The following is a 12,248-nucleotide window of genomic DNA, read 5'->3' on the forward strand; positions in this document are numbered from 1 at the left end:
GTGCAGTACGGCGTGAGTCTGGTGCCGTGGTGCGACGGAAGGGACGGCATGTACGGCTGGATCTGGCGGCATCTGCCGGGGAACGCGTGGGTCAGGGCGCTGATCTCACTGGCACTGATCCTGGCCGTGGTCTACGTCCTGTTCCAGTACGTGTTTCCGTGGGCCGAACCGCTGCTTCCCTTCAACGATGTGACGGTGGACAACCAGTGAGCGCGCGCATTCTCGTCGTCGACAACTACGACAGCTTCGTCTTCAACCTGGTGCAGTACCTGTACCAGCTGGGTGCCGAGTGCGAGGTCCTGCGCAACGACGAGGTCTCGACCGCGCACGCCGATGACGGTTTCGACGGTGTGCTGCTGTCGCCCGGTCCCGGCGCCCTGAACAGGCCGGGTCTGTATCGACATGTCCGGCACTGTGCGCCGGCGGGTGCCCGTCTCGGTGTCTGCCTCGGTATGCAGTCGAGCAGTGGCGTACGCGGTGTCGTGGATCGTGCGCCGGAGTTGCTGCACGGCAAGACGTCGCTGGTCGAGCACGAGGGCAAGGGCGTCTTCGCGGGCCTGCCCTCTCCGTTCACGGCGACTCGCTACCACTCTCTCGCCGCCGAGCCGGTCACCGTGCCGGCCGAGTTGGAGGTCACCGCGCGGACGCACGACGGCATCATCATGGGCCTGAGACACCGTGAACTCCCGGTCGAGGGTGTGCAGTTCCACCCCGAGTCGGTGCTGACCGAGCACGGTCACCGGATGCTGGCCAACTGGCTGGTGGAGTGCGGCGACCACGGAGCGGTGGCGAGGTCGGCGGGGCTCGCCCCGGTGGTGGGCAGGGCCTCGGCGTGACCGCGGCGCCTGGTACGGACTGGTACGGCACGGAGGGGTATCCCCCGTCCCAGGAGCCGTATCAGGCGTCGTACGAGCCTCCCGTCGACGAGGAGACCGTCGCGCTGCGGATACCCGAGCCGCCGGGTGAGGTGCGTTCCGTCGGCGAGCCCATATCGGGTTCTCCCGCCCCGTTGGCTCCTTCCGCTGTCGGACCCGCCCCCGGTGGCCGCGCGGCCCGCAGGAAGGCCGCCAAGCGGCGTCACGGGCGGCATGGAGGCTCCCGTAGGCCCGCCGACACCGACGCCACGACGGCTCCGCAGCGTCCCTTGTCCCGGGTGGAGGCGCGACGACAGGCGCGGGCGAGCAGACCGAGCCCGGCAGTGGTCGCCAGCCGGGTGATCGGTGAGGTGTTCATCACCACCGGCGTGCTGATGCTGCTGTTCGTCACCTACCAGCTGTGGTGGACGAACGTGCGGGCGCACGCGCAGGCCGGCAACGAGGCGAGCCAGCTCCAGGACGACTGGGCGAGCGGCAAGCGCAACCCGGGCACCTTCGAGCCGGGCCAGGGCTTTGCGCTGCTGCACATTCCCAAGCTGGACGTGGTCGTGCCGATCGCCGAGGGCACCAGCAACAAGGGGGTGCTGGACCGGGGCATGGTCGGCCACTATGCCGAGGGCGCGTTGAAGACGGCGATGCCGGAAGCGAAGACCGGTAACTTCGGGCTGGCCGGCCACCGCAACACGCACGGCGAGCCGTTCCGGTACATCAACCGTCTCGATCCGGGCGATCCGATCGTTGTGGAGACGCAGGACACGTACTTCGTCTACTCGATGGCGTCGATCCTTCCGGTGACCTCGCCGAGCAACGTCAGCGTCCTGGACCCGGTCCCCAAGGACTCCGGTTTCAAGGAGCCCGGCCGGTACATCACCCTGACGACCTGCACGCCGGAGTTCACGAGCAAGTACCGGATGATCGTCTGGGGCAAGATGGTCGAGGAACGGCCGCGCAGCAAGGGCAAGCCGGATGCGCTCGTCAGTTAAGGGCAGGGGCAGAGGAACAGTGGCAGCGACCACCGATCGCGAAGAGCACACCGACACCGGCCCCGCTGCGCCCGGGCCGCGGCGCCGCGGCCCCGGCCCGATCGCCACGGCGGTCAGCGTCTTCGGTGAGCTCCTCATCACCGCAGGTCTCGTTCTCGGCCTGTTCGTCGTCTACTCGCTGTGGTGGACGAACGTCCTCGCGGACCGCAAGGCGGACCAGGAGGGCGACAAGGTCCGCGACAACTGGGCCAGCTCCGCGCCCTCCGGGCCCGGCGCGCTGGACACCAAGGACGGCATCGGCTTCCTGCACGTACCCGCGATGGACAAGGACGAGATCCTGATCAAGAAGGGCACGTCCACGGAGCTCCTCAACGACGGCGTCGCCGGCTACTACACCGACCCCGTCAAGGCGGCCCTCCCCACCAGCGGCAAGAACGGCAACTTCTCCCTCGCCGCCCACCGCGACGGCCACGGCGCGAAGTTCCACGACATCGACAAGCTGAAGAAGGGCGACCCGATCGTCTTCGAGACGAAGGACAAGTGGTACGTCTACAAGGTCTACGCCGTCCTTCCCGAGACCTCGAAGTACAACGTCAAGGTCCTCGACGCGATCCCCAAGGAGTCCGGCAGGAACAAGGCCGGCAAGTACATCACCCTGACGACGTGCACGCCGGTTTTCACCAGCCGGTACCGGTATGTGGTGTGGGGGGAGCTGGAGCGGGTCGAGAAGGTGGACGGGGAGCGGACGGTGCCGGAGGAGTTGCGCGGCTGACTGAGGTTCTTCGGGGACCTCTGTCCCCTAGCATGGCGGAGGCCCGAAGCCGCAACTTCGTCTTGCGGCTTCGGGCCTCTTTGCGTCATGCCATACCTACTCCAGAATCTTCAGTGGTTCACCGGCGCTCCACTCCTCCAGCACCCCGCGGTGTACGGCCGTGATCCCCGCCTCGGCGGCGATGCTCAAGGCCTCAGGAGTGAAGGGGCACGTCGCCACATAGAGCGCCACGTCCGCGCCGTACAGAACCTTCGCCGACCCGATGAACTTCTGGACGTCCGGGCTGGTGATGGAGAGATACGGCGCGAACCTCTTGCACTGGGCGACCAGGCGTCGGCCGTCGGCCGTGAGCGCGATGATGTCGACGCCCCGGTCGCCGTGACCGCCTTGTACGACGACGTTCGTGCAGCCGTCGCGTTGCAGCAGTTTGGCGATGTGGCGCTCGAACGTGCGGCCGTTCATGGCGTCCATAGCGGCCATGACTCCGACGGCGGGGCGGTCGTCACGCACCCCTTCGAGCCGCTTCAGCCGCGCGTGGTGTTGGTGGAGCCGTTGCTCGATGCGCTGGACGCCTGCGCGGAGCGCCATCAGCTCCCTGCGGTGCTCGCCTGACGTTTCGATCAGGGCGTTGAACATGGGGACGACGGTCTTGCCGAGGATGTGGGTGATGCGCTGGTCGATGCGGTCGTCGAGGGAGACCACGTCAGTGGGGTCAGTGGGGGCTGGGTTTTCCACAGGCTGTGTGCGCGCCAGGTACTCCATGTCGAGGAGGTACACACGCACCTGACGTGCGACTTCGCTGTCCCGGAGCAGCATGGCGACGTTGAGGACGGCTCGGCGGGAGAAGAGCGCCAGGGAGCGTGTGCGTGACTGGATGCCACTGAGCTCCTTGAAGGAGCTCAGTTCTGAACCTGTCAGAACCCGGTAGCCGCTGGCTTCCAGCTCCTCACGGTGGTCGACGACGAGAGAGCGGATGGCCTTGATGCCCACTTGAAAGTAGGCAGCAACCATCGCCGTCGTCACGTGCATCCCGTCCGGCAGCAGTGACAGGGCCTTCACCCTGTCGAGCACGTCCGTGCGCTCCAGCACGCTGCTGCGCAGGGTCTTCGATTCCAGCAACGCCGATTCGTTGATCACGCTCTGCCCCTTCACCAGTTGTCCTGGCCGTATGGCCGAGGCAGAGCCTGATGCCCCACCCCACCCGATCAACGAGTCGTGAAATACGAAGACACGATCGAGGTGTGCACGGCTATGCGGAGCCGCACAACCGAGTGGGCCCTGCCGGAAAATTCCGGCAGGGCCCACTCACGTTACGGCGAGGTCAGTCGGAGTCGTTGCCTCCGATGATGCCTCCGTTGCCGTTGCCTCCGTTGTTGCCCCCGCCGAAGTTCACGGTCTGCAGGGTGATCGTCGTACTCGCCGGGTCGTCGACCTGGTTGCCGCCGGCCGGATCCTGGTTGATGACGAACGCCGTGTCGCTCTGGTCGCTGCCGCCCGCGAACTGGATGTTCGTGAAGCCGGCCGCCGTAAGTTCCTGCTTGGCCTGGGCGACCGTCTTGTTGCGGACGTCCGGCACCGGCGTCTTCTGCTGCAGCTTGCCGACCTTCATCGTCACGGTCGAGCCCTTGTCGACCGGCGAGCCGACCGGCACTGAGGTCTCGATGACCTTGCCGTCCTGGTTGGGGTCGGTGGTCGGCGTGTCCTCGCAGGTGCCCGTGAGGTCGTTGGCCTGCATCTGTGCCTTGGCGGCGTCACAGGTCTGGCCGATGACGGCCGGGACGGTGGACTTCTCCTCGGCCTTGGCGATGGTGAGGGTGATCGTGGAGCCCTTCTCCACTTCCTCACCGAGGTCCGGGTCCTGTTCAAGGACTGTGCCCGGCTCCTCCGCCGTGGACTCTTCCTCCTTCGTCTTGACGACGAACTCGTACTTGTCGCCCTCGAGCTTCGCCGTCGCGTCCTCAAGGCTGTCGCCCACGACATTCGGCACCGCCACCTTCGGCGCCCCCGTCGACACCACGACGTTGATCGAGGTGCCCTTGTCGACCGTCGCGTCCGGCTTCGGGTCCTGGGAGCAGACGTTGCCCTTCTTCTGGTTCTCACAGGGCTTGTTGCTGACCGACAGCTCCAGATCGGAGTTGGTCGCCTGCCTCTGCGCGTCCTCCTGCGTCAGCCCCACGAAGTTCGGCACAGGCACCGTGTCGTTCCCGACCCCCCCGCCACCGAACGCCCACCGCCCGATCATGATCGCGCCGACCAGGACCAGCACAGCCGCGACGACCAACAGGATCGTGGAGGTGTTGGACTTCTTCTGGCGGCGCCGGTCGGGGCGGTCGTCGTAGCCGAAGCTGCCGTCGTCCGGGTTGGCCGGGGGGAGCAGGGTGGTGGCGCCGGCGTGGCCGTCGGAGCGCAGGGCGGTGGTGGGCTGGTCGTCGGGGTAGCCGCCGTAGCCGACCGAGCCCATGGCTGCCGTGGCCGCGACCGGTTGGCCGTCGAGGCAGGCCTCGATGTCGGCGCGCATCTCGTCGGCGGACTGGTAGCGGTAGTTCGGGTCCTTGACCAGCGCCTTCAGGACGATGGCGTCCATCTCGGGCGTGATCTCGGGGTCGAAGACCGAGGGGGACTGGGCCTCCTCGCGGACGTGCTGGTAGGCCACCGCGACCGGGGAGTCGCCGACGAAAGGCGGGCGGACGGTCAGCAGCTCGTAGAGCAGACAGCCGGTCGAGTACAGGTCGGATCGCGCGTCGACCTGCTCGCCCTTTGCCTGCTCCGGGGAGAGGTACTGGGCGGTGCCGATGACGGCCGCGGTCTGGGTCATCGTCATACCGGAGTCGCCCATGGCGCGGGCGATGCCGAAGTCCATCACCTTGACCTGGCCGTTGCGCGTCAGCATGACGTTGGCCGGCTTGATGTCGCGGTGGACGATGCCGTTGCGGTGGGCGTACTCCAGGCCTTGGAGGATGCCGATGGTCATTTCCATGGCGCGCTCCGGCAGCAGCTTGCGGCCGCTGTGGAGGAGCTCACGGAGAGTGGAGCCGTCGACGTACTCCATGACGATGTACGGGATCGAGACCCCGTCGATGTAGTCCTCGCCCGTGTCGTAGACCGCCACGATTGCGGGGTGGTTGAGCGAGGCGGCCGACTGGGCCTCCCGGCGGAAGCGGGCCTGGAACGACGGGTCGCGTGCGAGGTCCGCGCGCAGCGTCTTCACCGCCACGGTGCGGCCGAGGCGGGTGTCATGCGCGAGGTATACCTCCGCCATGCCACCACGGCCGAGCACCTGGCCCAGCTCGTACCGGCCGCCGAGGCGACGCGGCTCTTCCATAAGCTACCTACCAGCCCTCTCCGTCGGTCCCGACCGGCACGTCGTGCGGCCGGAGGCTGCCGTCCGGGCCTACCGTACCCGGCTCGATTTGTGTGACCTGGCCAAGCCCGTCAGCCGATACAGGACCGGTATCGCAACGTGCACCGATGTGAAGGTGACGTGACGGGTCTCTCACTGCTTGCTCTTGATGACCGCCTCCATCACGCTCTTGGCGATGGGCGCCGCGAGGCCGCCGCCGGAGATGTCACCGCGGTCCGCTGCCTCGTCCTCGACGACCACGGCGACGGCGACCGGCGAGCTGCCGTCGTCGAGCTTGGCGTACGAGATGAACCAGGCGTACGGCTTCTCACTGTTGTCGACGCCGTGCTGGGCGGTACCGGTCTTGCCGCCCACGGTGACGCCGTCGATCTGTGCGTTGGTTCCCGTGCCCTTGCTGACGACCGTCTCCATCATCGACTGCAGGACCTGGGCGTTCTCCGAGGACATGGGCTTGCTCAGCTCCTCGGGGTCGGTCTGCTCGATGGTGTCGACGCTGGACGCCTGGAGCCTGTCGACCATGTACGGCTTCATCAGCGTGCCGTCGTTGGCGACGGCCGAGGCGACCATGGCCATCTGCAGGGGGGTCGCGGCGGTGTTGAACTGGCCGATCGACGACAGCGCGGTCTGCGACTCGTTCATGTCGTCGGAGAAGACGGACGCGGTGGAGCGGACCGGCGTGAACTGCTCGGAGGTGAAGCCGAACTTCTTCGCCGTCTCGAGCATCTTGTCGTTGCCGAGGTCGGAGCCGACCTTGCCGAAGACGGTGTTGCAGGAGTACTGCAGGGCGACCCGCAGGGTCGCGTTCTCGCAGGGGATGTTCCCCTCGTTCTTCAGCTCGGTGTCGGTGCCGGGCATGGTCCACGGCAGCGGGGTCTTGGTGGCGGCGTCGGCGTCCGTGTACAGGCCGTGTTCCAGGGCCGCGGCGGCGGTGACGACCTTGAAGGTGGAGCCCGGCGGATAGGTCTCGCGCAGCGCCCGGTTGAGCATCGGGTCGTCGGGGTTGTTCTTCTTCTGGAGCTTCTGCCAGGCCTTGGTGTCCGTCGTCGTGGAGTTGCCCGCGAAGGTCGACGGGTCGTACGACGGGTAGGAGGCCAGCGCCAGAATCTTGCCCGTGGACGGCTCGATGGCGGCGACGGCGCCCTTGCCGCGCTCGGCCAGCCCCTCGTACGCGGCCTTCTGCGCGGCGGTGTTGAGGGTGGTGACGACGTTGCCGCCCTGCTGTTCCTTGCCGGTGATCATGTCGAGGGTGTTGCGGAAGAAGAGCCGGTCGTCGTTGCCGGTGAGGATGTCGTCCTCGACGCTCTCCAACTGGTTGGCGCCGAAGGCCTGGGAGGCGTATCCGGTCACCGGCGCCCACATCGGGCCGTCCGTGTAGGTGCGCTTGTACTGGAAATCGCTGCCCGAGGTCTCCTTCGACCCGGTGATCGGCTTTCCGTCGACGATGATGTCGCCGCGCGGCTGGGCGTAGCGCTCGATGGCGATACGGCGGTTGCGTTCGTTGTTCTGCAGCGCGTCGGCCTCGACGTACTGGAGCCAGTTGTCGCGGATCAGCAGGGTCAGGATGAGGAGGCCGCAGAAGATTGCGATCCGGCGCAGGGGCTTGTTCACGGGCGGACCACCTGGGTCATCTCGGCGTCGGGGTTGGTCGGCGGGGTCGGGGCCGGGCGGCGCGCGGTGTCGCTGATGCGCAGCAGGATGCCGATGAGGGCCCAGTTGGCGATCACGGCGGAGCCGCCGGAGGCCAGGAACGGCATGGTCATACCGGTCAGGGGGATGAGCCCCATCACACCGCCGGCGACCACGAAGACCTGGAGGGCGAAGGCGCCGGACAGGCCGACCGCGAACAGCTTGCCGAAGGGGTCGCGGGCGGCCAGCGAGGTCCGTACACCGCGTTCGATGATCAGTGCGTAGAGCAGGAGCATCGCCATGACGCCCGCCAGGCCCAGCTCCTCGCCGAAGGTGGAGAAGATGAAGTCGGAGTTGGCGGCGAAGCCGATCAGGTCGGAGTGGCCCTGGCCCAGCCCGGTGCCGAGGACTCCGCCGGAGCCGAACGACATGATCGACTGGCCGATCTGCTCGCAGGCGCCGGACGTCTGGTAGCAGCCGAAGGGATCGAGCCAGGCGTCGACACGGGCCTGCACATGGCTGGCGAACGAGGCGACGCCCACCGCGCCAGCGGCCGACATCAGCAGGCCGATCACGATCCAGCTGGTCCGCTCGGTGGCGACGTACAGCATGATCACGAACATGCCGAAGAACAGCAGCGACGTACCGAGGTCGTTCTCGAAGATCAGGACGAGCAGGCTGACGGCCCAGATCGTGATGATGGGGCCGAGGTCGCGGCCGCGCGGCAGGTACAGGCCCATGAAGCGGCGGCTGGCGAGCGCCAGCGCGTCGCGCTTGACCATGAGGTAGCCGGAGAAGAAGACCGCGATGACGATCTTCGCGAACTCACCTGGCTGGATGGAGAATCCGGCGACGCTGATCCAGATCTTGGCGCCGAACACGTCGGCGCCGAGGCCGGGTACGAGCGGCAGCAGGAGGAGGACCAGGGCGGCGACCATGGAGATGTAGGTGTAGCGCTGCAGGATGCGGTGGTCCTTGAGGAAGACGAGCACCGCGACGAACAGCGCCACTCCGATCGCCGAGTACAGCAGCTGCTTGGGCGCCGACGGGCTGAAGGCCCCGTACTGGAGCTCGGCCAGGTTCTGCAGCCGATCCGACTGGTCGAGGCGCCAGATCACGACCAGGCCCAGCCCGTTCAGCAGTGTCGCGAGCGGCAGCAGCAGTGGGTCGGCGTAGGGCGCGAACTTCCGGACGACCAGGTGGCCGACGCCCGCGAGCAGGCCGACCCCCAGGCCGTAGCCGAGCAGGCCGGCGGGCAGGGTGCCGTCGATGGCGAGTCCCACGTTGGCGTAGGCGAAGACCGGGATGAGGACGGCGAACACCAGGAGTCCGAGCTCGGTGTTGCGCCGGCTCGGTGTGCCGATCGAGCCGATCGTGGAGGTGTGCTGTGTCGACGTGTTGGTAGTACTGCTCATCGTGTGACGGGGCCTCTCACGGCTTGCCTACTGCTTACCGCACAGCGAGACGACCTTCTGCTCTTCCTCCGAGAGGCTGGGGCCGGGGCTGGGAGTGGCGGTCGCGGACGGGGTCGGGGTCTGGGTCGGTGTTCCGGAAACCGAGGGACTCGGCGTGGCCTTGGACGTGAGGGAGGTACGAGTGGTTCCCGTGGTACCGCCGGCCTCGCCCTGGCCGGTCTGCGCGTTGTTCTCGGCCTCGGCGGTGCGCCGGTCCGCTTCCTTCTTGCATGCGGAGGCCTGCACGGCCAGCTCGTCGATCTTGGCCTGGGCGTTCTTCAGGCCGCCTTCGGCCATGGTCGCCTTGACCAGCTTCTGCTGGTACGGCGGCAGGTACTTGAGTTCGATCTCGGGGTGGTCCTTCTCGACCTTCGACAACGAGACCCAGGCGAGGTCCTGGCTGATGCCCCGGTAGAGGGCGACGTGTTCGCCGTTGGTGCCGACGTAGTACTGCGTCTGTGTCCAGCGGTAGCCGCCGTAGAGTCCGCCGCCGAGCACGGCCAGGGCGAGTGCCCCGTAGACGGATCTCTTCAGCCATTTACGGCCGGACCGGGGTTTGACGAAGTCGTCGTCGCCGTAGGCGCCGAAGCCGCTGGTCGGGATGTAGCCGGTGGTGTCGCCGGAGCCGGGCGGGCCGAACTCGCCGCCACCGCCGCCCTGTCCGGGGATCTGGCGGCCGAGGCCGGAGGCGCGGCCGGCCGGGGTCTGCATGATGCCGTTGTCGTTCAGGTGGTTCTGGTTCTCGGCGACGGCGCCGACCACGACCGGGGTGTCGGACAGCTGCCCGGCGAGGGTGTCGCCGGTGTCGAGGTCGAGGACGTCGGCGATGATGACGGTGATGTTGTCGGGGCCGCCGCCGCGCAGGGCCAGCTCGATCAGCTGCTGGACGGTCTCCTGGGGGCCCTGGTAGCTGGCGAGGGTGTCTTCCATCGTCTGGTGGGAGACGACTCCGGACAGTCCGTCGGAGCAGATCAGGTAGCGGTCGCCGGCCCGGACCTCACGGATGGACAGGTCGGGTTCGACGTGGTCGCCGCTGCCGAGCGCGCGCATCAGGAGCGAGCGCTGCGGGTGCGTGGTCGCCTCCTCCTCCGTGATGCGGCCTTCGTCGACGAGTCGCTGCACCCAGGTGTGGTCCTGGGTGATCTGGGTGAGGACACCGTCGCGGAGCAGGTACGCGCGTGAGTCGCCGACGTGGACGAGGCCGAGGCGCTGGCCGGTCCACAGCAGGGCGGTGAGCGTGGTGCCCATGCCTTCCAGGGACGGGTCTTCCTCGACCATCTGCCGCAGCTGGTCGTTGGCCCGCTGGACGGCGGCGCCGAGGGAGGTGAGCACATCGGAGCCGGGGACGTCGTCGTCGAGCTGGACGATGGTGGAGATCGCCTCGGAGGAGGCGACCTCGCCGGCCGCGGCGCCGCCCATGCCGTCGGCGATGGCGAGCAGGCGTGGGCCGGCGTATCCGGAGTCCTCGTTGCCTTCCCGGATCATGCCTTTGTGCGAACCGGCGGCGAAGCGCAGTGACAGACTCATGCGCACCTCGCCCGTCGGCTCCGGGTACAGCCGATCGTGTCGAGCCACACTGCCCACCCTCCGGTCGGGAGCGCGCCGGGGCCCCGGGTGTGGACCGCCGCTGCGTGCTCGCTCCGCTCGCTCATTGTCGTACTACTTCCGCAGCTCGATGACGGTCTTGCCGATGCGGATCGGTGCGCCGGGCGCGATCGGCGTGGGGGTCGTGAGGCGGCTCCGGTCGAGATACGTGCCGTTGGTGGACCCGAGGTCCTCCACGATCCACTGGCCGTCCCGGTCCGGGTAGATCCTGGCATGCCGGCTGGAGGCGTAGTCGTCGTCCAGCACGATCGTGCTGTCGTGTGCCCGGCCCAGGGTGATGGTCTGTCCCTGGAGCGCGACGGTCGTGCCGGTGAGTGTGCCTTCGGTCACGACCAGTTTCGTCGGGGCGTTACGACGCTGGCGGCCCTGGGCGGGCTGCTGGCGTTGTTGCGGGGGTGCCTGGCGGCCGGCCGGCTGTGGCCGGCCGGCCTCCCGGCGGGACCCGCGCTGGGTGACCCGCGTCCCGAACAGGTCGCTGCGGATGACCTGCACGGCCATGATCACGAACAGCCACAGTACGGCCAGGAAACCCAGCCGCATGACCGTGAGGGTCAGCTCTGACATTGCCCCCGGATCACCCTTCGGCTTGCCTATAGATAACGGTGGTGCTGCCCACGACGATTCGCGAGCCGTCGCGGAGCGTAGCGCGGGTGGTGTGCTGCCCGTCCACCACGATGCCGTTGGTGGACCCGAGATCCTGGATCGTCGAGGGCGTTCCGGTTCGGATCTCACAGTGCCGGCGCGATACGCCGGGGTCGTCGATCCGCACGTCGGCTTCGGTGCTGCGGCCCATCACCAGGGTCGGCCGGGAGATCTGATGGCGGGTGCCGTTGATCTCGATCCAGTACCTGGTGCGCGCGCCCGGCGCGGCGCCGGGGCGCTGTGCGGCGGGCTGGGTCGGCTGCGGGTAACCGTAGCCGCCGGGGCGGGCGCCGGGTGGTGGCGCGGCGGGCATGGGGGAGCGCCGGCGGGCTGCGCGGGGCTGCCCGGCTGCGGGTAGCCGTAGCCGCCGGGGCGGGCGCCGCCGGCGGCGGGGCCGCGGTTCGGGGCCTCCTGGCTGCTGGAGGAGGCAAGCGTACGGCTGCGCACCCGGTACAGGCCGGTGTCGAGGTCGTCCGCCTTCTCCAGGTGGACCTTGATCGGTCCCATGAAGGTGTAGCGCTGCTGCTTGGCGTAGTCGCGGACCATGCCGGCGAGTTCGTCGCCGAGCTGGCCGGAGTACGGGCTGAGGCGCTCGAAGTCGGGGGCGCTCAGCTCCACGATGAAGTCGTTGGGGACGACCGTCCGGTCGCGGTTCCAGATGGTCGCGTTGTTGTCGCACTCGCGCTGGAGCGCGCCGGCGATCTCCACGGGCTGGACCTCGGACTTGAACACCTTGGCGAAGGTGCCGTTGACCAGACCTTCGAGACGCTGCTCGAACTTCTTCAGGACTCCCATGGGGCACCTCCTCCGTTGTTGCTGTCTTGTGTACTGCAGGTACTGCCGGTACTGCTGGTACCGGCGGTACTGCCGTCCGTGCTGCTGACCCGGTACTGCTTACTGATCGTATCCACGCGCCGGTGAATCGGGTGG

At 68.0% G+C, this 12,248-nt stretch carries 10 protein-coding genes and 1 pseudogene; 4 read left to right on the forward strand and 7 right to left on the reverse strand.

Annotated elements, in window-relative coordinates; all coding sequences use genetic code 11:
- The first annotated feature begins 12 nt into the window (after positions 1-12).
- Genes StrepF001_RS15775 through StrepF001_RS15790 form a run of 4 tightly spaced genes read left to right on the forward strand, consistent with a single transcriptional unit; the run spans position 13 to position 2,630 of the window.
- Positions 13-210 carry a hypothetical protein gene (locus StrepF001_RS15775; RefSeq protein ID WP_206306887.1) on the forward strand — a complete coding sequence of 66 codons (198 nt, stop codon included), beginning with the start codon at positions 13-15 and terminating at the stop codon, positions 208-210.
- Positions 207-836, forward strand: coding sequence for an aminodeoxychorismate/anthranilate synthase component II (locus StrepF001_RS15780; protein ID WP_129798867.1), 630 nt, complete (start codon positions 207-209; stop codon positions 834-836). Before StrepF001_RS15775 ends, StrepF001_RS15780 begins: the two co-directional genes overlap by 4 nt.
- Positions 833-1,858: a class E sortase gene (locus tag StrepF001_RS15785; protein WP_129798868.1), complete on the forward strand. Its 1,026-nt coding sequence runs from the start codon at positions 833-835 to the stop codon at positions 1,856-1,858. The genes StrepF001_RS15780 and StrepF001_RS15785 overlap by 4 nt, the downstream gene beginning before the upstream one ends.
- A gap of 19 nt (positions 1,859-1,877) precedes the next feature.
- Entirely contained in the window at positions 1,878-2,630 is a 753-nt protein-coding gene (locus StrepF001_RS15790; RefSeq protein ID WP_129798869.1) for a class E sortase, read from the forward strand.
- A 96-nt stretch (positions 2,631-2,726) separates the two neighbouring features.
- Here StrepF001_RS15790 and StrepF001_RS15795 read toward each other — a convergent pair whose 3' ends face one another.
- From StrepF001_RS15795 to StrepF001_RS15830, 7 genes and pseudogenes are all read right to left on the reverse strand, one after another.
- The gene (locus StrepF001_RS15795) at positions 2,727-3,767 is read right to left on the reverse strand and encodes a restriction endonuclease (RefSeq protein WP_129798870.1); all 1,041 of its coding nucleotides are present in this window, start codon (positions 3,765-3,767) and stop codon (positions 2,727-2,729) included.
- 184 nt (positions 3,768-3,951) lie between these two features.
- Positions 3,952-5,952, reverse strand: coding sequence for a Stk1 family PASTA domain-containing Ser/Thr kinase (gene pknB, locus StrepF001_RS15800; RefSeq protein ID WP_129798871.1), 2,001 nt, complete (start codon positions 5,950-5,952; stop codon positions 3,952-3,954).
- Between the two features lie 171 nt (positions 5,953-6,123).
- A complete protein-coding gene (locus tag StrepF001_RS15810; protein WP_129798872.1) occupies positions 6,124-7,599 on the reverse strand; it encodes a penicillin-binding protein 2 in 1,476 nt (491 codons plus the stop codon).
- On the reverse strand, positions 7,596-9,032 hold the full coding sequence (locus StrepF001_RS15815; protein WP_129798873.1) for an FtsW/RodA/SpoVE family cell cycle protein: 1,437 nt from the start codon (positions 9,030-9,032) through the stop codon (positions 7,596-7,598). Before StrepF001_RS15815 ends, StrepF001_RS15810 begins: the two co-directional genes overlap by 4 nt.
- Positions 9,033-9,059: 27 nt before the next feature.
- On the reverse strand, positions 9,060-10,598 hold the full coding sequence (locus StrepF001_RS15820) for a Stp1/IreP family PP2C-type Ser/Thr phosphatase (RefSeq protein WP_129798874.1): 1,539 nt from the start codon (positions 10,596-10,598) through the stop codon (positions 9,060-9,062).
- Between the two features lie 132 nt (positions 10,599-10,730).
- Positions 10,731-11,240: an FHA domain-containing protein gene (locus StrepF001_RS15825; protein ID WP_129798875.1), complete on the reverse strand. Its 510-nt coding sequence runs from the start codon at positions 11,238-11,240 to the stop codon at positions 10,731-10,733.
- A gap of 10 nt (positions 11,241-11,250) precedes the next feature.
- A pseudogene (locus tag StrepF001_RS15830) lies at positions 11,251-12,113 on the reverse strand (DUF3662 and FHA domain-containing protein).
- Positions 12,114-12,248: the final 135 nt, after the last annotated feature.

It is taken from the genome of Streptomyces sp. F001 (assembly GCF_004187715.1).
GTDB lineage: Bacteria > Actinomycetota > Actinomycetes > Streptomycetales > Streptomycetaceae > Streptomyces > Streptomyces flavusporus.

Coding starts and splice junctions, on each gene's coding strand:
- StrepF001_RS15815 (WP_129798873.1), bottom strand. CDS start 9,032: ATGAGCAGTACTACCAACACGTCGACACAGCACACCTCCACGATCGGC.
- pknB (WP_129798871.1), bottom strand. CDS start 5,952: ATGGAAGAGCCGCGTCGCCTCGGCGGCCGGTACGAGCTGGGCCAGGTG.
- StrepF001_RS15825 (WP_129798875.1), bottom strand. CDS start 11,240: ATGTCAGAGCTGACCCTCACGGTCATGCGGCTGGGTTTCCTGGCCGTA.
- StrepF001_RS15820 (WP_129798874.1), bottom strand. CDS start 10,598: ATGAGTCTGTCACTGCGCTTCGCCGCCGGTTCGCACAAAGGCATGATC.